The sequence below is a fragment of the Alteromonas sp. KUL42 genome (assembly GCF_006538325.1).
Classification (GTDB): domain Bacteria; phylum Pseudomonadota; class Gammaproteobacteria; order Enterobacterales; family Alteromonadaceae; genus Alteromonas.
Genome location: NZ_BJKK01000026.1, coordinates 26,724 through 47,279, shown reverse-complemented (window position 1 = coordinate 47,279; position 20,556 = coordinate 26,724). Strand labels below are relative to the sequence as shown.

Sequence of the window (20,556 nt, the reverse complement as noted above, 5' to 3'; positions counted from 1 at the left end):
TGTACCAATAAGTGACACCGGTACCGCTAACAATGGGATCAATGTTGAACGCCAGTCGCCAAGGAATACAAACACAACCAAGGATACAAGAATGAACGCTTCCACAAGTGTATGAAGTACTTGCTCTATCGAGGCATCTAAGAATTTAGAGACGTCATAGTTAATTTCATACTTCATACCTTCGGGGAAAGTTTTTTCAAGCTCCGCCATTTTCGCTTTTACTTGCGCGATGACTTCATTTTGCACTGCTGCCATAGTTTTGTTTTAAAACAATCGCCGCAGAGGGATAGCCATCTTTGTTAGAGTAGATATCGAAGAACTCACTGCTAAGCTCTACGTCGGCAATATCGCTGAGCTTAAGCAAGCGACCATCGCTGTCTGCACGAATAATAATGTTCTTGTATTCTTCTGGCTCGTCGTAGCGCCCTTCATAAATAAGAACGTACTCTTTTGACTGCGCTGTAATACCAGAGCTTCGTCCTAAACGGCCAGGACGACCAATAAGACTCTGCTCATCAATAGATTCCATTATTTCATCTACCGAGATATTGTAAGCACGCATACGGTCAGGCTTAAGCCAAATACGCATGGCGTATTGCCTGCTACCTAAAATTTTCGCGCTCGCAATGCCATTAACCCGCTGAATTTCAGGAATAAGATTAATATTTGAGTAGTTATACAAGAATTTTTCATCGGCTGCTTCATCCGTACTATAGACGTTGATATACATGAGCATACTCGGCTGAACACGTTCCAATACCACCCCTTCAAGCTGCACCAACTGAGGCAGACGGTTCATTATCTGATCGAGCCGGGTTTTAACATTGATAAGTGCTTGGTTGGGATCAACATCAAGGTCAAAAATAACCTGAATAGTGGCCTCACCCGCACTGGTCGCATCCGATACAATGTACTTCATACCTGGTACACCGTTGATTGAACGCTCAATGGTTACCAAAGAGGATTTCACCAACACGTCTGCACTTGAGCCAGGATACGCCAACGAAATCAAAACCCGAGGCGGCGCGATATCAGGAAACTGCGAGGTGGGTAAGCTAAATACCGACAACACACCCAAAAAGATGATCATCAGCGATAGCATGATTGCCATTACTGGACGTTTTATAAATACACCAAACATAGTGCCCCCTTATTCTGCGTGTAGTGACAGTTCAGCTAATGTGTCACTGGCTGAAATAAGTTCTGGCTCTATCTGCTGGCCATTGCTAACCCGGCGCAAACCTTCAATTAAGATGATGTCGTCTTCTTTAAGACCGTCCTCAACTACATACATGTGAGGCAACTCTGCACTGATAGAAATATGTCGAGTAGCAAGCTTATTTTCATTGTCTAAAACGTAAACATAGCTTTGATCGAGAATTTCAAACGTGGCCTTTTGTGGGATCACTAAGCTGTCTGGGAAGTCAACATCAACCAAGATATTGCCGGTTTGTCCGTGGCGTAAAAGTTGGTCGGGATTGGGGAACGATGCGCGCATTTCTATAGTCCCCGTGTGATTGTCGAAATCTGCTTCGATAGTATCGATAACCCCTTCGTACGGATAAACGCTGCCGTTAGCCAGCTTTAATCGCACCTTGGTATCTTTAGTGGCTTTTCCACTTTGTGCGTAGTCTAAGTACTCGGTTTCAGGCACATTGAAATACACCCACATCTGGCTTAAATCAGACATGGTGGTAAGCAACTCACCCTCATCAAGTAAACTTCCCGTTCTCGCTTCTAGACGGTCCATCTTTCCAGTAAATGGTGCCTTTATGTCTGTGAATGACAAGTGGGCTTTCGCTAGCTCCACTTCCGCCAACGCCTTTTGGTATTCGGCTTCCACTACCGCTAACTCATTGGGAGAAACGATATTCTGCTCTACCAAAGATTTGGTGTTTTTAAATTCCATAAATACCGCTTGCGCCTCAGCTTCCGCTTTACGCAATTCAGCTTCATACACCGTGGGCATAATTTTGAACATAGGCGCACCCTTCTCAACCGTTTGTCCTTCATCTACGAAGGTTGATTGCAGGTATCCTTTTTCCATCGCTCTTACTTCAATGTGTTGAATAGCATGAATTTGGCTGACGTATTGCTTAACCAATGTGGTGTCCTGCCGAATAGGATGCGTCACATCAAATTGTAACGTTGCGTGATGGGTGTCGTGCTCTTGATGACCACAACCGCTTAGCATTGCAGTGAGGATACTTACTGCTACAAGTGTTTTTTTGCTCATGATGTAAATTCGTTTGATAAGAAAAACCATGGTCCCTGCCCTCTTTCAGACACGGCGACCTTTCACGGGCTTTAACAATCAACAAACCGAATTAGTTTGTTGAGTATTGAGAAACACGTGACCTAGCCAGCTTTTGCAAAGCTGGTTTTAATGTAATAGATGTCAAATGAAAGTGACTTTTCTGGTTGTGACGTATAAAAAACACATCGACGAAAAGTCTTACGCCAGAGGAGGTGCTCGGGTAAGCGGTGTGATGTAACTAATGGATTGAATGACACTGGTATATGGCGGCTGAAATAACGTTTTACACAATGTAAACGCGACTTCCACCACGCCTATATTATCAGGCGTAAAGGTGTCATTTTGTGCGTTTTCTTCAACTTCAAATTCAAGAGCCAGCTCCGTCACCGACACATCAAAATGATGTGTATCAGAGATTGGCTTGTAGCCTTGCTTAAGACCAAGTACACAGGTAAACAGAAGCATTATCATGGCAAATGATAATTGCTGTTTTATGAAGTGCTTACTGCTCACTTAAGATATACCCGATAATTAAAAATAGTAGAGTTTAAAAACGCGTCGCTATGCTACACATAGGGTGTGTTTTTGACAAGCGACATTAGGCGATGCCTGACGCAAAATAACGCACTTACGTCACATTGAACATTGAACATTGAACCTTTAAGCAAAGGCTTGCGCGCATAGAAAAAAGTTAAAAAAAGAAAAACGCCCCAAGCTGTTGAGCCAAGGGCGCTTTAAAATATTCTAGCTAAACGACAAGTGTATTATTTAGACGCTTGATAGATACTTTCAATGGCAGCATCTAGTGTTGCTTCAAATTCCTCTTCAGACTGCTTTGCAGATACGCCTTCAGTTAGCGCGCGCGAGAAGCTTGCAATCATGCCTTGGTTTTCAGCTAACTTAGCATTCGCGTCATCACGGCTATATCCACCTGAAAGTGCAACCACTTTTAGCACACGCGGATGGTCAACGAGTTCTTTGTAGAAGTTTGCTTGCGTAGGCAATGTTAGCTTAAGCATCACTTCCTCACCTTCGTTAAGAAGGTTTAGCTGGGTAAGAATTTCAAGCTTAAGTAATGCTTCGGCTTCCGCTTTCTCAGGGCTATTGATATCCACTTCAGGTTCAATAATAGGAACTAGTCCCGCAGCAAGAATTTGCTTGCCTACTTCAAATTGCTGTGCAACAACGTCTTTAATACCTTGTTGGTTGGCAAGCTTTACTACACTGCGCATTTTAGTACCGAAAACGTCTTGCGCCACGGCTTTAGCTAGCAGCGCGTCAAGTTCAGGCATTGGTTTCATTACCTGAACACCGTTGCTTTCATCAGCTAGGCCTTTATCAACTTTAAGAAATGGAATCACGCGCTTTTTCTGCCACAGGAAGTGTGCCGTTGAAAGGCCTTCTATTTCTCTGTCTAGCGTGTTTTCGAACAAGATGGCGCCAAGTACGCGCTCGCCACTAAAAGGGGTGCTGGTGATAATGCGTGTACGCATTTCATGTACAAGATTAAACATCTCTTCATCTGAGCTATATTCAGACTCTTCAATGCCATAGAGACGTAGTGCTTTTGGGGTACTACCGCCACTTTGATCTAACGCTGCAATAAAACCGGTTTGCGTTTTCAGTTTATCCAGCATAGCTTGCTGAGCTTGTGATGCCATTGCAACACTCCTTTTATAGGTTACTGCCTGCTGTAGACAGATGTAGGGTTTATAATTATGAATTGGCTAACGTCTGTGTAGTGCCAATAAAATTGCTTTAGACTGATTTTCAGACTAAATCGCTGCGCCCAAAAATGCTGTTATGTACGCAGCGCATGTACTTTTTTATATTTTTTAGACAGTCGCTAGTGCGGTATTGATTTGCTCACACCAGCGTCTGCTTATCAGTTTATAACGTAGTTTTGTTATTATTCTTTGTAACTACGTTATTTATTTTTCTCTTCTAATACCGCCACTGCTGGCAATGTCTTCCCTTCAAGGAATTCAAGGAACGCACCACCACCTGTGGATATATACGATACCTTATCAGCAATACCGTACTTATCTACCGCAGCAAGTGTATCACCGCCCCCCGCAATCGAGAAAGCCTCGCTCGCTGCGATAGCTTCTGACAAAGCCTTGGTACCGGCACTGAATTGCTCAAATTCAAAAACACCCACTGGGCCATTCCATACAATGGTACCGGCGTTTTTGATGATATCTTCTAGCGCTTTCGACGAGTCTGGGCCGATGTCAAAAATCATGTCATCGTCGGCGACATCAGACACTAACTTCAACGTTGCTTCCGTGTTTTCGTCAAACGCCTTACCCACCACAACATCGGTCGGTACTGGAATGTTACCACCGTTGGCTTGGGCTTCACTCATTAACTGCGTTGCTTGCTCAGTTAAGTCCATTTCTACCAATGACTTACCTACATTGTGCCCCTGTGCAGCAATAAATGTATTCGCAATACCGCCACCCACAATAAGCTGATCTACTTTTTCTGCTAATGTCTTAAGCACCGTAAGTTTCGTCGATACTTTAGAGCCACCCACAATGGCCACCATTGGGCGTTTAGGGTTATCGAGCGCTTTACCTAATGCATCGAGTTCCGCAGCAAGTAACGGACCAGCACAAGCTTTTGGTGCAAACTTAGCTACACCGTGAGTAGATGCTTGCGCGCGGTGCGCAGTTCCAAACGCATCCATTACAAAAATATCGCAAAGTGCTGCGTACTGTTTCGACAAGGTTTCGTCATCGTTCTTTTCACCCTTGTTAAAACGCACGTTTTCAAGAATAACAAGTTCACCGTCGTTAAGCTCAACACCATTTAGATAGTCTTTAACCAATTTAACAGGTACGTCGAGCGCTTCATTAAGATAGTCAACAACAGGTTGAAGAGAAAACTCGTCGGCCGGCTCCCCCTCGGTCGGGCGACCTAGATGAGACATCACCATGACGGCTGCGCCAGCATCAAGTGCGGCTTTAATAGTAGGAATTGATGCTTTGATACGAGCATCAGAAGTCACTTTACCGTCTTTAATCGGTACGTTTAAATCTTGTCTTATCAATACGCGCTGACCGTTTAAGGCCAAATCACTCATACTTGGAATTGCCATTGTCTTTCCTTGTTAATTTAAAATTGTATAGAGAGCGCTCACCAAAATAGTGCAAGAAAATACTTTCTTTCATCTCGATGATGCACACTCAAATTAACTGTGAAAGCTGCGCGGGCTGGTGCTACCAACCCTTGGCAGCATCAATGCTTACTTTGCGTCGAACATCACTTTAGCTGTGTCGAGCATACGGTTTGCAAAACCCCATTCATTGTCACACCACACCAGTGTTTTGACTAACTGCTTGTGGCTGACCCTTGTTTGTGTGCCATCTACAATACACGAGTGTGGGTCATGATTAAAATCTACCGATACCAATGGCTCTTCGGTGTAGTCCAAAATACCCTGTAGTCGACCGGCTTTGGCGTTGCGAAGAGCTTGGTTTACTTGTTCGATAGTTACCTTACTATTTAACGTCACACTTAAATCCATCGCCGTCACATTGATAGTGGGAACGCGAACTGCAATGGCTTCAAACTTACCCGCAAACTTAGGCAGAATGCGCTCTATACCGGCGGCAAGACGTGTATCGACAGGAATAATTGATTGGCTTGCAGCACGGGTACGACGCAGGTCTTCGTGATAGGCATCGATAACTTGCTGATCATGCATAGACGCGTGAATAGTAGTAATCGTGCCACTTTCAACACCAAAGGCCGCATCGAGCGCTTGGATAACTGGAACGATACAATTTGTGGTGCACGAGCCGTTAGAGACTAATTTTTGTTCACTGGTCAACGTGTCTTCGTTGGTGCCAAAGATAACGGTATTGTCTAAATCGGGTGCCCCTGGCGACGAAAACAAGACTTTACCAGCACCTGCGTCTAAGTGAGCTTGCCCCGACACTCTATCGTCGAATTTGCCGGTACATTCCAGCACAATGTCCACACCAAGTTCTTTCCAGGGTAAATCGCAAATATCACTAACAGCAAGCAGTGTAATATCGTCACCAGCTACGGTGAGTGTGTTATTTTCTAAGGCCACATCAAAACGGAACCGCCCGTGGGCGGTATCGTATTTAAGTAAATGTGCGATGCCTTCGGGCTTGGCAATGTCGTTGATGGCCACAACATTGAATTCGTTATTGCGCCCACTTTCATAAAGTGCGCGCAAAACGTTGCGACCAATACGACCAAACCCATTTATGGCAATATTTACCATAGGCTTATTTATTTACCTCTTACAGAGACAGTGCAGCCTCTACTACAGCGTCAGTGGTAATGTTGAAGTGCTTGAAAAGGTCGCCTGCAGGTGCAGACTCACCAAAGGTATCCATACCCACAATAGCGCCATTAAAGCCTACGTATTTGTACCAGCTGTCTTTCGACAATGCTTCTACCGCAACACGCTTAACAACACTTGAAGGCAGAACACTTTCACGGTAATCAGCAGACTGGCGATCAAATACGTCGGTTGATGGCATAGATACAACGCGTACCGCTTTACCTTGCTCGGTAAGTTTCGCTGCCGCTTCTACCGCAAGCTGTACTTCTGAGCCTGTACCGATGAGAATAAGCTCTGGCGTACCAGAGCAATCTTTCAGCACGTAACCGCCTTTGGCAATATCAGCCACTTGCTGTGCTGTTCTTTCTTGCTGCGCAAGACCTTGGCGGGTAAAGATTAACGTTGTAGGGCCGTCAGTGCGCTCGATAGCAGACTTCCACGACACAGCAGACTCAACTTGGTCACACGGGCGCCAGTTATCAAGGTTAGGCGTTGCACGTAGCGCAACCACCTGCTCTACCGGCTGGTGCGTTGGGCCGTCTTCACCTAAGCCAATTGAGTCATGGGTGTAAACGAAAATTGCAGGCTGCTTCATTAATGCGGCCATGCGTACCGCATTGCGTGCGTATTCCATGAACATTAGGAAGGTTGCACCGTATGCTTTAAAGCCACCGTGAAGGGCAATACCGTTCATCATGGCAGACATACCAAATTCACGTACACCGTAGTAGATGTAGTTACCTGATGCATCGTTTGCTTCAACGCCTTTACTGCCTTCCCAAATAGTCAGGTTAGAACCAGCAAGGTCAGCAGAACCACCTAATAATTCAGGAAGTAAAGGACCAAATGCATTCAGTGCATTTTGCGACGCTTTTCGTGAAGCAATGTTTTGAGGGTTGGCTTGAAGCTCAGCAATTATTGCATCGGCCTTTTCGCTGAAATCAGCAGGCAATTCGCCATTTACACGACGCTTAAACTCTGCTGCCAACTCAGGATAAGCAGCTTCATACGCAGCAAAAGCCTCGTTCCACGCATTTTCTGCTGCCGCGCCTTTGTCTTTACCATTCCAGCCATCGTAAATGTCTTCTGGAATTTCAAATGCGCCATGGCTCCAACCAAGCTTTTCACGTGTAGCAACAATTTCATCTTCACCAAGCGGTGCACCGTGACAAGACTCTGTGCCCTCTTTATTTGGAGAACCAAAACCAATAGTGGTCTTACAACAAATTAATGTAGGCTGAGTAGTATTCGCTTGCGCCTTTTCAATAGCCGCTTTTACTTGCTCAGCGTCATGACCATCGACGCCTTCAATCACATCCCAGCCGTAGCTTTTGAAACGCGCTGGTGTGTCGTCTGTAAACCAGCCTTCCACTTCACCGTCAATTGAAATGCCGTTGTCATCCCAAAACGCAATAAGCTTACCAAGGCCTAGCGTACCCGCTAGTGAGCACGTCTCGTGTGAAATGCCTTCCATTAGACAGCCGTCACCTAAGAATGCGTAGGTGTGGTGATCGACAATATTGTGTTCGTCACGATTAAACTGCGCCGCCAATACTTTTTCAGCAAGCGCCATACCTACTGCGTTACTGATGCCTTGACCTAATGGACCTGTAGTGGTTTCAACACCAGGAGCATAACCATACTCAGGGTGCCCCGGTGTTTTAGAATGCAATTGGCGGAAGTTCTTTAACTCTTCAATTGGTAGCTCATAGCCTGACAAATGAAGAAGTGAGTACAACAGCATAGAGCCATGGCCGTTTGACAGCACAAAGCGGTCGCGGTTAGCCCAAGACGGGTTCGCAGGGTTATGAGATAAAAAATCACCCCACAAAACTTGGGCAATATCTGCCATCCCCATTGGGGCGCCTGGGTGACCAGATTTAGCTTGTTGAACAGCGTCCATGCTTAATGCACGGATTGCATTGGCGAGTTCACGACGAGAGGGCATGTTGTCTCCTGATTTAATTCGTTTCTAGTTGTACCACTGTGATAAATTGGTGTGAGCAGGCAGACATACCAATTATACATAAATAATGGCTCGCTCAGCGGGCAATTATTTATGCTAAATGGAAGACATCAATAATCTGCTCAAGCTTTACTTCTCGGCACTTTTGAATGTGGGGGTATTCTTACCTATGCCACCTTTCAGTTCAATGAGTTTTCATTGCCATTATTGAAAGTAAATTTAAAATAGTCATTTTAATTTATTAACCAATAATCACTGCCGATAATTCATCATCCAACTTTCTCTTCGTTCTACATCAATTTAACCCTAATAATAATTGGGTTATGTCAACTATTCGTAACAATCAGAACAAAGAGACTTTTAGACGTCTAGAAGTAAAGACTGGTATTTATAACTTGTTTTGGTACACTATACGACTAATTTGATAATTTAATGTTTACGGAGCTTTTATGGCCACGCATTTATTCACTTCCGAGTCTGTATCTGAAGGACATCCGGACAAAATTGCTGATCAAATCTCAGATGCGGTACTTGACGCTATTTTAGAACAAGATCCCCGTGCTCGGGTGGCCTGCGAAACATACGTAAAAACCGGTATGGTGTTAGTGGGCGGCGAAGTAACGACCTCAGCATGGGTAGACATTGAAGAGCTTACCCGCAACACAGTAAAAGAAATAGGTTATACCCATTCAGATATGGGTTTTGATGCAGACTCGTGTGCTGTATTGAATGCTATTGGTAAACAATCACCTGATATTAACCAAGGTGTTGACCGCGAGAGTTTGGAAGAACAAGGCGCTGGAGACCAAGGTCTTATGTTTGGTTATGCCAGTGACGAAACTGACGTACTAATGCCTGCTCCAATTACGTACTCTCACCGCTTGGTACAAAAGCAAGCCGAAGTACGCAAGTCAGGTAAGTTGAACTGGTTGCGTCCTGATGCCAAAAGTCAGATTACCTTCAAGTATGAAAATGACAAGCCTGTGGGTATTGATGCCATTGTATTGTCGACACAACATTGTGACTCAGTGAGCACTGAAACCCTTCGCGAAGCGGTAATGGAAGAAATCATCAAACCGGTTATTCCTGCTGAGTGGATTGACGCTAACACGCGCTTTCACATCAACCCAACAGGTCGTTTCGTAATCGGAGGTCCTATGGGTGACTGCGGCCTAACTGGTCGTAAAATCATCGTAGATACCTACGGCGGTATGGCACGTCACGGTGGCGGTGCATTCTCAGGTAAAGATCCATCAAAAGTAGACCGCAGCGCAGCTTACGCGGGTCGTTATGTAGCTAAGAACATTGTTGCAGCAGGTCTTGCTAAGCGCTGTGAAATTCAGGTGTCTTACGCTATTGGTGTTGCAGAGCCTACGTCAATTAGTATCGATACCTTCGGAACTGGTGTAGTTGATGAAAAAACGTTAGTTGCACTTGTACGTGAGCACTTTGATTTACGTCCTTACGGTCTGATTCAGATGCTTGATCTTGAACGTCCAATTTATCGTCCTACAGCGGCCTACGGCCACTTCGGACGCAATGAATTCCCATGGGAAGCAACCGATAAAGCAGCAGCGCTTAAAGCATCTATCTAGTACACTGCACCTCAATATTATTGGCGATATGCACTTCTGTATATCGCCAATGACAACACACTAATAAGCATAATCCTCTCTAAATTATATTCTCTAAAGCCTATTTATCTTTAATGGGCAGCTCCGCAGAAGTATAAAAACTCAACCAATTTATTTTCGTGAATTGCTATTTGCAACTATGCTAAATGATGAGACGAGCTTTTCGGTATGCGCAGTTCAAGCCAGATGTATCCCGACATGACTTTAAATCACGGCCTTGGTGTTCATTGTAAAGGCCAACATGCTCTTATTGCTTGGGTTACATACTATGAAATCAAGTAAAGTACATTTTAGTTTGCTTATCATTATTTTGAGCTTATTGCCATTTAGTATTAGCGCGGACGTTGGCAATACGTATTTCAGCCCAATTTCTTTTAAAAGCAAAAAAGTCACAGAGTGGCAGATTAAAAGCCACTTTCGGCGTCTGTCGACGACAGAATCTCATCGTTACGATAGTAGTTTTACCTATTCCACTGGCTCACAAAACATAGTTAGCGCTAGTAGGCAATTTAACACCTTAGTCCCTCAAAAAGTCTACGCCGTGCACAAAACAAATAACACCGCATTTCAACATTATGCAGAGTGGCTCTATATTCCAAGCGATGTTGGCACTTTTACACGTATGGGATGGCTATTAGGGCAGAATCAAGGGTTTAATATGGCTGTTGAGCTTGAACATAGACAAATGGGAAGAGAAGAAAACACGGCACTCTCATTGGGAGTTAACTACGTATTTTGATGGTATAACCGTGCACATTGAGCTGCTTTTCATTTCTGTGATAAGCAACGTGTATGTGCATATGTTTGTTGAATAAGAAGCGCATCAGCACTCGCCCTATGACGTCGTGTATCTAGCTCTTTTGCTAATCTATTTTTCTCTTGATGCCATATATCCATTTGCCCTTGCTTAAGAATATACTCTAACGCACGGCATGAAAATGACATGTCGATTTGTGCCGCGGCATAAAGTTTAATCAACCAAGGGTTATCTACCACCCACCCATCACTATATGCAATAGTATTACCAAGAAAACTGTTGAGCTCTCTACACACTCTAACAGGCTCGACACCATGAGTATTTAACATTTCCAATGAAATGCCATGCAACGCTTCTGCTTTCTTATCCCAATGTACCCAATCATCGAAAGGGCGAATTAGTTTACACCACTTTGCACCATCATAGCGCACAACACCAATTTCTATCGGGTAACTTGCTGCACCAAACCCACTCGCTTCAACATCTAGAATGGTTGGCAGAGTATTTTTTTGCACGCATTCTCCAATCCAATTATTGCCGTGAACCACTGTTTTACTGGCCACCAGCTACTTCCTACTACCGCATGGATTAGGGCGTTTTACTAACTTGCTTACCGCTAGTATCGCTCCATCTCTCATGGGGAGTGCCGAAATAACAAACACAATGGAATGACAGAATCATGCCACTTTTAACTTTATTGAATTCGAATTATTTTTCCTAGAATTGCCGATATCGAAACCCGCACTATACTAAAGAATATATAACTAACCTAAACGACAAACTCTCTTTGCTATACACTAAAGCGTGTTCACGGATTTCTATTACCTATGGCTGTCAGACGTTTTTCTTTTTTCTTTTTCACAGTATTTCTAAGCTTAACATCAGTTAACGCCCAGCAAAGTCGTGTACCTATTATTATCGGTATTGATGCAGATTTTTCTGCCGTCGCCGCAGAAGGAGGAACAGCAATTAAACGTGGAGTAGAACTCGCCGTTGAAGAAATTAACCTTGCAGGTGGTATTCTGGGTAGGCCCGTTGAAATAATTCCGCTTGATCATCGTGGCAATCCAGCAAGAGGTATTGATAATATCAAGCAACTCGGTCAACGAGACGACCTTCTGGCCATTGTTGGTGGTGTACACACCCCCGTTTTACTTGCGGAAATCGAAACCATACATAAGTTTGATGCTCTAATGCTCGTTCCTTGGGCAGCAGGTACGCCTATCATTGACAATGGGTATTCGCCCAACAATGTCTTTCGAATTTCGGTAAGAGATTCTGAAGCGGCACCTGTATTGGTCGAACACGCTATTAATCAAGGCTATACATCTCTGGCTTTAGTGTTAGAACGCACTGGATGGGGTCGGTCTAATTTAATCGCTTTACAAAAGGCGGCTGATGAAAAAAAGGTGTCAATTAGCTCTGTTCATTGGATAAATTGGCAACAAACAGATTTTTCGGAAGACATTAGTGCTATTAAACGAAATAACACAGAAGCGATTATTCTTGTATCCAATGCCCCTGAAGGCTCTGTTGTACTCAACGAAATGGCTAAGCAAAAATTAACATCATTCCCGGTGATTTCTCATTGGGGAATTGCGTCGGGCAATTTGGCGTCACGTCTTTCAACACCTATTCATCAATTTAACCTATCGGTACTTCAAACCTTTCATTTTGATCGGCAAAAGAACAACAAGGCATCTCGTTTATTCATGAAGTATAAAGAAAAATATGGCGCAAGCGATACTACATCAATTAAGGCTACTACGGGACTTGCTCACGCCTATGATTTAACACATTTAATCGCAAACGCAGCTAAGCAAGCCAATAGTACTAACATCAATGCTTTGCGTGAAGCGCTAGAGTCCATACCCTATTATGAAGGTGTTGTAAAAAACTACGCTCCACCTTTTACGGAAAACAAGCATGATGCTTTATGGTCAGAGGATTACTTTATGACGCGATTTAACGAGCTGGGCGACCTAGTATATTCAGGTAACTGAGCATGCAGACAGTGCCGCCGCGGCTTCGAACGCTTCTCATCTCAAGTACATTACCTAGACTATTGGTGCTAATAGTAACAGTTTCAATAGTACTCTTTTCCGTCACGCTCTACTTTATTTTCAAAGAAGCCAATAAATTACAACAACAATCAATAAGTGATCTTGAGCAAAACTTGTCTTTCGTTGTTCGAGACACCACTCGACAGCTAGCCGATTTAGCTGGCAACGATATTATCATTAATGCGCTTATTGATTTTGAGCAACGTGATAATTATTTGCCTATGTTTTTTCGCTCTTTGAGTTTGACCCAAGCTAAGCGTGTTGAATTTGCGCTTTTTGATTATGCAGGTAACAAAATTATTGATAAAAATTGGACCGTACAGATCCCCAATTTCCTTGATGCTGAATGGAGACAATACACTCTGGGTGCATCAATTCCGCACTCTTCAATATCGCACAATGGCGTCATTATCAGTGTTCCGATTTTAATAAGAGGTGTAGCGGAGGGAGCACTTGTCATGTACGTTGACAGTTTACAATCTCTCCTTGCGCCTTATCCGAGGTTAACCAATCAATTAGTTACCGATAGTGAAGATAGAGTACTTTTTAGCAGCGAGGTTTCCCTCATTCCTCCGAGTTCTAACATAAAGAATTTTGATCACGGTAACTACTTAATCAAAAGTAAGAAATGGCAAAACCTGACACTTTTCAGTTTGAAGCCCAAAAGTGAAATACTGCTTCAAGCGGTATGGATTGGTGTTGTTTTACTGATCATGATTATAGGCTTTATTTTCATTACATGGCATATGCTCACGCTAACGGCACTTATGGCTGAAAGTACACTTCTAGATTTGTACAAAGACATAAAATCGAAAATTGATGGTCAACCTACTTTACATAAAAGCAGAAAACAAGATGACGCAAGAGAACTAATCAATATCAGACAGGCGTTTGACAAGTTGGTTAATGACCTCACAAACGTCTCTATTTCAAAAGAGCAATTTTCCAACATTCTCGAATCAATAGGCGACATGCTCTTCGTAGTTGATGAACGCAACAACGTATTACTATGCAATAAACGTTACAGTAATTTCTGTGATTCACTAGAATGTAGTCACGATGATACGTTGCAATTTATCTTGCAGCGACTGTCTTCAAAACAAAGTGATGAGCTTACTCATTTCGCCAAAAGCGATAATGGAAAAGCTTATATTCGATGGACAAAAACATCGCTAATTGATTCCCACGGCACTTCACAAGGTTCTATTTATGTGGGTAGTGATGTTACACAAAGACGCACACTTGAAAGTAATGTAAAAATACTCAACCACGCTATAGAAGAAGCGACCGTTTCAATTATCATTTCTAACGTTACAAAAAGCGACCAACCCGTTGTATACGTTAACAGCGCATTTGAAGCACTAACCGGTTATAGAAAAAATGAAATAATTGGGCAAAATTGTAAGTTCATGCAAGGTCTTGAAACTGATTGCGAGGCCATAGAGGCAGTGAGAACAGCCATTAAAAACAGGGCTCCTATCGATATCACATTACTCAATTATAAGAAAAGCGGACAACCTTTTTACAACAGACTTAATCTAACTCCTGTTTCTATTGATGGAGAAGTCACACACTACATTGGATTTCAGCAAGACGTTACTCAGCAGCATCAAACCGAACAATATTTGAATGACGCAAAAGAAAAAGCAGAAGAATCGGCTCGCCTAAAATCTAGCTTTTTAGCCAGTATGAGCCATGAGATAAGAACACCCATTCATGGAATATCTGGCGTACTTCAATTACTTGAATCATCCCCGTTATCAGAAGACCAAGCCCACTACCTGTCTTTGGCGAAATTCAGCATACAAAGCTTGCTACATATCGTGAATGACATTCTAGACTTTTCAAAAATTGAAGCAGGTCAAATGCAAGTTGAGGACTTCACGTTTGACATTCGCACTACATTAAACAATTTAGAAAGTCAGTATGCCATTATTTGTGAAGAAAAAGGCTTACAACTGCTATTTTCAAACGATCTACAAGGCCATGACTTCATTAAAGGCGACGAAGTTCGCTTAAGGCAAATACTCTCTAACCTTTTAGGCAACGCAATTAAGTTTACTGATACAGGAAGTATTAAAGTTACCACTCACATTGAAAAGCAACCCGATAAAAAACTTGTACTTAACTGCAGTGTCGAAGATACAGGTATAGGTATTGCGCCTGAAAAGCAGGCCAATATTTTTGATGTTTTTACTCAAGAAGATTTATCTACCACACGAAAATTTGGCGGTACTGGGCTAGGGTTATCCATCAGCAAACAACTCTGTGAATTGATGGGTGGGAGTATCCATTTAAACAGTGAAAAAGGAGTAGGGAGTACATTTTCTTTTTCAGTAGAATTTGAGGTGGCAGACGAAGTAGAAATAAACACGACTAAAAGCCATGCTCTATTAAAATCGCAACCCCATAAAAAGTACAAAGTACTTATTGTTGAAGACAATGAGATTAACCAAGTTATTGCCAAGCAACACTTAGCAGACTACACCACATTAAGTGCTATGACAGGAAAAGAAGCAATACAAGCGCTTAGCCAAACCAAAGTGACATTTGATGTTGTACTGATGGATTGCCAAATGCCTGAAATGGATGGTTTTGAAGCCACTAAGAGAATTCGTCAGGGTGAAGCGGGTGAGCGCTATATCAAAGTGCCTATTATTGCCCTTACGGCTAATGCCATGAAAGGAGATAAAGAAAAGTGCAAAAACGCGGGAATGGATGACTACTTGAGTAAGCCCTTTGAGGCAGAAGACCTGATTGAAAAAGTCGAATACTGGTCTTGCATAAACGATGATACAGACCCCTACCCCGTGATATAAGTAAGTCCTAGCTAACTGACTCACTGTGACACGTACGTTTTCTGGGCAATTTATTCCTGTTAAAAAAGGGCAACTTCACTGACTGGATGATTAAGCAAATACAAACCAGCAACATACCTATCCAACCAATTGATTTGAAAGACTCACCAATTAGAAATATTGCGAACAAAGTAGCAACTAATGGCTCGATAAGTGTAATTAGCGTGGCTTTACTCGCATGAATGGTCCGCAGTCCATACCCAAAGAGTAGATAGCCTATGAACATTGGAACAACAGCCATGTAAACCGCCACAGAAGTGTTAACCGCCGAACTAAACAGGTGTGTTCCCGTAAAATACAGTGAAGGTAATAACAGTAAGGCGGCGCCACCAAATAAACCGGCCATTGCTGAGCGTGAATTTATGCCAGAATCTATAAACCTTTTCGCTGACCATGAATAACCTGCATAGGTAGCACCCGCAATTAATCCGAGTATTACACCTATCATGTTGTCACTTTCATTGTCGATTATAGCTTCACTTGGCGCCTTGCCTAACGCCAATAATCCTATGCCGCACGCACCTAAAATAAAACTAAGAAACCACTGTAGTGAAACTGATTTCTTACTGAGCGTGTATTCAAAAATTGCGGCAAAAAGTGGGGCGCTAGCAATAGAAACCACGGTACCTACAGCTACACCGGAAAGCCGCATAGAACTATAAAAAGCTAGTGGGTAAATTGCTACACATAAACTACCTAGCAAAAAATTAAGTGGTTGATCTTGTATCCTTGGCGCATCATTTTTTAGTGCTTTCATAGCACTTAAACACAACAAAATGCCACCAACACCCATAGCAAAAGCACCAATAGCAAGTGGGCTAATATCCGGAGCAAACTGGGCTGACGTTCCCGTAGTCCCCCATAAGAAACTGGCCAATACGATAGCCAAGGTACCCTTTGTACTGCTTTGCGTGTTCACTATATTCATCCGTTTTGTGAAAGTTGAGACTTGCTATGAAAGTTCATAGTGAAATAATACACGCAGGTTTATAAATGTATTTAGCAGAACAGACACATGAATTGACGGTTTAGACGCACTTGAGTGGAGCTTTTTAAGAAGCACTCATAAGAAGAGAGTTAGAAGTATGATGAAAAGCGTCGCTTAACATACAAAAGGTGGAGTTGGCCGTAAGCCGGGTTCTGTCGTGGGCAACCATTCCTCTAGATCAGCAATCACTCACTGATTCAAGCAACCTACCCGATCCCCATGCGGGCCACACGTTAAGGGATCCTATTTGGTCTTGCTCCGGGTGGAGTTTACCTTGCCACACTCTGTTACCAGAGGTGCGGTGCGCTCTTACCGCACCCTTTCACCCTTACCGGCATGTAAACATGCTTAGGCGGTCTTCTCTCTGCTGCACTTGTCGTCGGCTCACGCCGCCCAGACGTTATCTGGCACCCTGCCCTTTGGAGCCCGGACTTTCCTCCCCTTTCTGATGAAAGCGGCGGTTGCCTGGCCAACTCCGCGGCGCATTCTACATGAAAAACACACCGCAATATAGCGATAACCTAAGGTATATGCGCCAATGAGGCCTTTATTTCTTCTGATGTTGGCTTCAACTGTGCTTTACCGCGCTTTTGGCGTCTTTTCCCAAGTAAATAAAGCAGTGTTGATGTGATAAACAAGGTTGAAGAAGTACCTATAATTACCGCAAACACCATGGGTAAAGCAAAGCTTGCCACGGCATCTCCGCCAAACAGCGCCATTGGAAGTAAAGCAAGCAAGGTTGTTACCGAGGTGAAAACCGTTCGGCTCAACGTGCTGTTCACGGCACTATTGATAATCTCGCCAAGCGGCTTTGCGGCATCAAGTCTGATAAGCTCCCGAATGCGATCTAGCACCACTACTTTGTCGTTGATGGAATAACCAATAAGTGCCAACAGTGCAGCCACGGCAGTGAGGTTAAACTCAATACCTGTCAGTGCAAAAAAGCCAATCGTTTTCGTTAAATCAAGAACTACAGTAAGTAGTGCAGCCAAGGCGAAGTGCGCTTCAAACCGCGACCACAGGTAAATCAGCATACCCGCACCTGCTATAAGTAGTGCCAAGATAGACAGTTCAGCAAAGCCACCACTTACTTTAGGACCTACCATATCAACTTTATCAAAGCTTACATTTGCATCGGCGCTTGAAATTGCCAGTTTAAGCTGATCAGTTTGTGATAGGTTAGCCCCTGTAGCCACCTCATTACTTTTCATTGTAGATACAGGTGCACGAAGTAAATAGTGATGTGCACTACCGTATTCTTGAATACTTACTTGCTCAAATCCATTACTTCGAATAACGTCACGAAGCGCGTCAGTGGATAACTTTGGTGCCGTTAATTCAATTAAGGTCCCGCCGGTAAAATCCACGCCATAGTGCAACCCCGGCTTTGCAAATAGTCCAATTGACAACACAGTTAGCACAATAGAAATAGCCAGCGCAAGGCGACGTTTGGCGAGGAAATTAATCCCTTTCAACTTGTCACTTAAGCGCAATAGCGGTGAAGAAAATGTCAAAGGTGTTCGATCACGCATGTCTACTTGTTTGCGCCCTGCCACACTTAGCATTAGCATTTTAGTCAATGCAACCGCAGTAAACACAGAAGAAACAAGCCCGATAGCAATGGTAACGGCGAAGCCTTTTATTGGCCCACTGCCAAACATGAATAACAAACTCACTGCGATAAGCGTCGTAAAGTTAGAGTCGACAATGGTGGCAAAGGCTTTTTCAAAGCCAACTTGTATAGCGCTTGTTGCGGGGCGGCCTTTTTTACTTTCCTCACGAATGCGTTCATTAATAAGAATGTTGGCATCCACTGCCATACCCATGGTGAGAATTAGCCCAGCAATACCTGGTAGCGTGAGTGTTGCACCAAACAAGGTAAGCGCCCCGAAAACCAACGCCATATTCACACACAGTGCTAAGCTCGCAATTGCCCCCCAACGTCCATAAATAACGACCATAAAAGCAAGCACCAGAAGCCCACCTGCCAGTCCGCTTTCAATGCCGGTTTGAATCGCATCGCTACCTAGGTCTGGCCCTACTGTACGCTCTTCAATAATAGAAAGTGGAACAGGTAATGCTCCTGTACGTAACATCAAGGCAACGTTCGATGCTTCAGGTAATGTAAAATTCCCTGTAATCTCTCCCCGTCCGCCAGGAATAACACTGTTTATAACGGGTGCGGTAACCACTTTATCATCAAGAACAATGGCAAGAACGCGTCCTATATTGTCTCGCGTCATGGTGGCAAACTGTTTAGCGCCTACATTATCTAGTCGAAAGGTAACTACTGGCTGGCCATTTTCGTTGCTCAATACACCCGCCGCATCGGTGATATGCTCACCTTCAAGAGCGACTCTCTGTTCAAGCTGGTAGACTTTTCCGCTGTCATCTTGTTTGGTCATGGACTGCCCTGATTGGCTATTAACTTGCCAATGAAATGTCATTTGTGCTGTTGTACCTAGCAGCTTTTTGACTTGTGTGGGGTCGGATACACCGGGCATTTGAACAAGAATGGCATCACTGCCTTGTAGTGTTACGCTTGGCTCTGTTAGCCCTGTTTCATTCAAGCGTTTTCTTACTACATCAACACTTCTATTTAACGCATCTTTTAGCAAACTTTGCGTGTAAAGCTCGCTGAGTTTAAGGGTGATATTGGCATCGTTAATATCAACATCAAGGGCGCTGGAGCCCGATGGCTGCGCAGTAACCGTATAAGCAATTTCTTTGACTTTGCGCCCCTGTTCACTGTCGCGCAAGGTAAAGGCAACTGCATTGCTATCGGCACTGTGTGTTTTACTGTAGCGAATATTTTGTTCACGTAACGCGCTAAAAACATCGTTGGTAAAGCCATCCAACTGCTTTTTGAAAAGTGCGTCAGTATCAGCTGCCAACAGTAAATGAGACCCCCCTTGTAAATCCAGACCAAGAGAGAGTGTGTGTGATGTATACCAACTCGGTAGTTGTTGTTTTAGCGTTTGTGGCAATATGTTGGGCGCTGCGCTGAGAAGGCCGAATAAAACAACCAACACATACACAAGGCCACGAAATGAAAATCGTGTCATTTTATGTTCTCTGAAATAAATAAAAGGCATGACCGACGCACAACACCGCGTGCAGTCAAAATATCATTTTGTGTTTTATTTCAGTGAAATAGGGGGGGCTCGTGGCCTTTGGCTATAGCGAGGTTCTAAACCGCTGAATTGATGTAGCCATTCAGGCAACGCATTGCTGGTAACGACAATGATTTTAGGTATTAGACTAGACAGCAAACCTAATGGGCTATCGTTATCTTCTAGTGCATTGTCTTTGGCATTTAATTTAATGCCATTAAAGCGCAGTGAGTAATTGCTACCGGAGTGGTTAAACTGGGCAAGTGGAGATTGCTTGGTAACCGATTCGTTATCGGAAATTTGGCTGTGCTGGAAGCTTGCACTGAGTATCAGACACGACAACACCCATGCCAAAAACAGCGGCATGTATGAGGGTATTTTGGTCGACAGTGTAGCTGGCTTCAAAAACAATCCGTCAAAAATAGCGTATTAAAGGTCAAGTGTGATTAAAGCGCATTTGGTACAAACCCCGCGCTTCAGCCCCTTTCCTCAGACCCGCGAGGAAACAAAAGAAAAATCAAAGGGAAGCTCTTACGTTTCCAACAAGCTTAAATAGTGTACATCATTGCTGAGGTATGGCGTTAATTTATTTTCCC

General features: G+C 43.6%; 16 protein-coding genes and 1 other RNA gene. 4 read left to right on the top strand and 13 right to left on the bottom strand.

Annotated elements, in window-relative coordinates; genetic code table 11:
• The 8 genes from EYR97_RS22565 to tkt form a co-directional block, all read right to left on the bottom strand.
• Nucleotides 1–255: efflux RND transporter permease subunit (locus tag EYR97_RS22565; RefSeq protein WP_258313275.1), on the bottom strand; the 255-nt coding region annotated here is incomplete at its 3' end.
• Nucleotides 236–1,141 (bottom strand): efflux RND transporter permease subunit, encoded by a 906-nt coding sequence (locus EYR97_RS20865; protein ID WP_258313274.1) that lies wholly within the window; start codon nucleotides 1,139–1,141, stop codon nucleotides 236–238. The genes EYR97_RS22565 and EYR97_RS20865, both read right to left, overlap by 20 nt.
• Nucleotides 1,142–1,150: 9 nt before the next feature.
• A complete protein-coding gene (locus tag EYR97_RS20860) occupies nucleotides 1,151–2,236 on the bottom strand; it encodes an efflux RND transporter periplasmic adaptor subunit (protein ID WP_131095687.1) in 1,086 nt (361 codons plus the stop codon).
• A gap of 219 nt (nucleotides 2,237–2,455) precedes the next feature.
• Nucleotides 2,456–2,770, bottom strand: a complete 315-nt coding sequence (locus tag EYR97_RS20855; RefSeq protein WP_131095686.1) for a hypothetical protein — start codon at nucleotides 2,768–2,770, stop codon at nucleotides 2,456–2,458.
• A 251-nt stretch (nucleotides 2,771–3,021) separates the two neighbouring features.
• On the bottom strand, nucleotides 3,022–3,918 hold the full coding sequence (locus EYR97_RS20850) for a fructose bisphosphate aldolase (RefSeq protein ID WP_131095685.1): 897 nt from the start codon (nucleotides 3,916–3,918) through the stop codon (nucleotides 3,022–3,024).
• 266 nt (nucleotides 3,919–4,184) lie between these two features.
• Nucleotides 4,185–5,360 carry a phosphoglycerate kinase gene (locus EYR97_RS20845; RefSeq protein ID WP_131095684.1) on the bottom strand — a complete coding sequence of 392 codons (1,176 nt, stop codon included), beginning with the start codon at nucleotides 5,358–5,360 and terminating at the stop codon, nucleotides 4,185–4,187.
• A 147-nt stretch (nucleotides 5,361–5,507) separates the two neighbouring features.
• On the bottom strand, nucleotides 5,508–6,518 hold the full coding sequence (gene epd / locus EYR97_RS20840; RefSeq protein ID WP_131095683.1) for an erythrose-4-phosphate dehydrogenase: 1,011 nt from the start codon (nucleotides 6,516–6,518) through the stop codon (nucleotides 5,508–5,510).
• 19 nt (nucleotides 6,519–6,537) lie between these two features.
• A complete protein-coding gene (gene tkt / locus EYR97_RS20835) occupies nucleotides 6,538–8,529 on the bottom strand; it encodes a transketolase (RefSeq protein ID WP_131095682.1) in 1,992 nt (663 codons plus the stop codon).
• Between the two features lie 467 nt (nucleotides 8,530–8,996).
• Between tkt and metK the strand changes: the two genes are divergently transcribed.
• Together metK and EYR97_RS20825 are read left to right on the top strand one after the other, a co-directional pair.
• Nucleotides 8,997–10,142 carry a methionine adenosyltransferase gene (gene metK / locus EYR97_RS20830; RefSeq protein ID WP_131095681.1) on the top strand — a complete coding sequence of 382 codons (1,146 nt, stop codon included), beginning with the start codon at nucleotides 8,997–8,999 and terminating at the stop codon, nucleotides 10,140–10,142.
• A gap of 307 nt (nucleotides 10,143–10,449) precedes the next feature.
• The gene (locus EYR97_RS20825) at nucleotides 10,450–10,920 is read left to right on the top strand and encodes a hypothetical protein (protein WP_131095680.1); all 471 of its coding nucleotides are present in this window, start codon (nucleotides 10,450–10,452) and stop codon (nucleotides 10,918–10,920) included.
• 29 nt (nucleotides 10,921–10,949) lie between these two features.
• Here EYR97_RS20825 and EYR97_RS20820 read toward each other — a convergent pair whose 3' ends face one another.
• Nucleotides 10,950–11,453 carry an exonuclease domain-containing protein gene (locus EYR97_RS20820; RefSeq protein ID WP_131095679.1) on the bottom strand — a complete coding sequence of 168 codons (504 nt, stop codon included), beginning with the start codon at nucleotides 11,451–11,453 and terminating at the stop codon, nucleotides 10,950–10,952.
• 312 nt (nucleotides 11,454–11,765) lie between these two features.
• On the opposite strand from EYR97_RS20820, the gene EYR97_RS20815 reads away from it, so the two are divergent.
• On the top strand, nucleotides 11,766–12,941 hold the full coding sequence (locus tag EYR97_RS20815) for an ABC transporter substrate-binding protein (RefSeq protein WP_131095678.1): 1,176 nt from the start codon (nucleotides 11,766–11,768) through the stop codon (nucleotides 12,939–12,941).
• Between the two features lie 2 nt (nucleotides 12,942–12,943).
• Nucleotides 12,944–15,820: an ATP-binding protein gene (locus EYR97_RS20810; protein ID WP_131095677.1), complete on the top strand. Its 2,877-nt coding sequence runs from the start codon at nucleotides 12,944–12,946 to the stop codon at nucleotides 15,818–15,820.
• A 7-nt stretch (nucleotides 15,821–15,827) separates the two neighbouring features.
• On the opposite strand, the gene EYR97_RS20805 is transcribed toward EYR97_RS20810, so the two are convergent.
• The 4 genes from EYR97_RS20805 to EYR97_RS20790 form a co-directional block, all read right to left on the bottom strand.
• The gene (locus tag EYR97_RS20805; RefSeq protein ID WP_131095676.1) at nucleotides 15,828–16,787 is read right to left on the bottom strand and encodes a DMT family transporter; all 960 of its coding nucleotides are present in this window, start codon (nucleotides 16,785–16,787) and stop codon (nucleotides 15,828–15,830) included.
• Nucleotides 16,788–16,973: 186 nt separating this feature from the next.
• An RNA gene (rnpB, locus tag EYR97_RS20800) (RNase P RNA component class A) lies at nucleotides 16,974–17,324 on the bottom strand.
• A 44-nt stretch (nucleotides 17,325–17,368) separates the two neighbouring features.
• The gene (secD, locus tag EYR97_RS20795; RefSeq protein WP_131095675.1) at nucleotides 17,369–19,912 is read right to left on the bottom strand and encodes a protein translocase subunit SecD; all 2,544 of its coding nucleotides are present in this window, start codon (nucleotides 19,910–19,912) and stop codon (nucleotides 17,369–17,371) included.
• Between the two features lie 75 nt (nucleotides 19,913–19,987).
• Complete coding sequence (locus EYR97_RS20790; RefSeq protein WP_131095674.1) at nucleotides 19,988–20,365, bottom strand: hypothetical protein; 378 nt, start codon at nucleotides 20,363–20,365, stop codon at nucleotides 19,988–19,990.
• Nucleotides 20,366–20,556 lie beyond the last annotated feature (191 nt).

Excerpts from the sequence above, each read along its gene's own strand:
- EYR97_RS20865 (WP_258313274.1), bottom strand. The coding sequence starts at position 1,141 with ATGTTTGGTGTATTTATAAAACGTCCAGTAATGGCAATCATGCTATCG.
- EYR97_RS20860 (WP_131095687.1), bottom strand. The coding sequence starts at position 2,236 with ATGAGCAAAAAAACACTTGTAGCAGTAAGTATCCTCACTGCAATGCTA.
- EYR97_RS20850 (WP_131095685.1), bottom strand. The coding sequence starts at position 3,918 with ATGGCATCACAAGCTCAGCAAGCTATGCTGGATAAACTGAAAACGCAA.
- EYR97_RS20845 (WP_131095684.1), bottom strand. The coding sequence starts at position 5,360 with ATGGCAATTCCAAGTATGAGTGATTTGGCCTTAAACGGTCAGCGCGTA.
- epd (WP_131095683.1), bottom strand. The coding sequence starts at position 6,518 with ATGGTAAATATTGCCATAAATGGGTTTGGTCGTATTGGTCGCAACGTT.
- tkt (WP_131095682.1), bottom strand. The coding sequence starts at position 8,529 with ATGCCCTCTCGTCGTGAACTCGCCAATGCAATCCGTGCATTAAGCATG.
- metK (WP_131095681.1), top strand. The coding sequence starts at position 8,997 with ATGGCCACGCATTTATTCACTTCCGAGTCTGTATCTGAAGGACATCCG.
- EYR97_RS20825 (WP_131095680.1), top strand. The coding sequence starts at position 10,450 with ATGAAATCAAGTAAAGTACATTTTAGTTTGCTTATCATTATTTTGAGC.
- EYR97_RS20815 (WP_131095678.1), top strand. The coding sequence starts at position 11,766 with ATGGCTGTCAGACGTTTTTCTTTTTTCTTTTTCACAGTATTTCTAAGC.
- EYR97_RS20810 (WP_131095677.1), top strand. The coding sequence starts at position 12,944 with ATGCAGACAGTGCCGCCGCGGCTTCGAACGCTTCTCATCTCAAGTACA.
- EYR97_RS20805 (WP_131095676.1), bottom strand. The coding sequence starts at position 16,787 with ATGAATATAGTGAACACGCAAAGCAGTACAAAGGGTACCTTGGCTATC.
- secD (WP_131095675.1), bottom strand. The coding sequence starts at position 19,912 with ATGACACGATTTTCATTTCGTGGCCTTGTGTATGTGTTGGTTGTTTTA.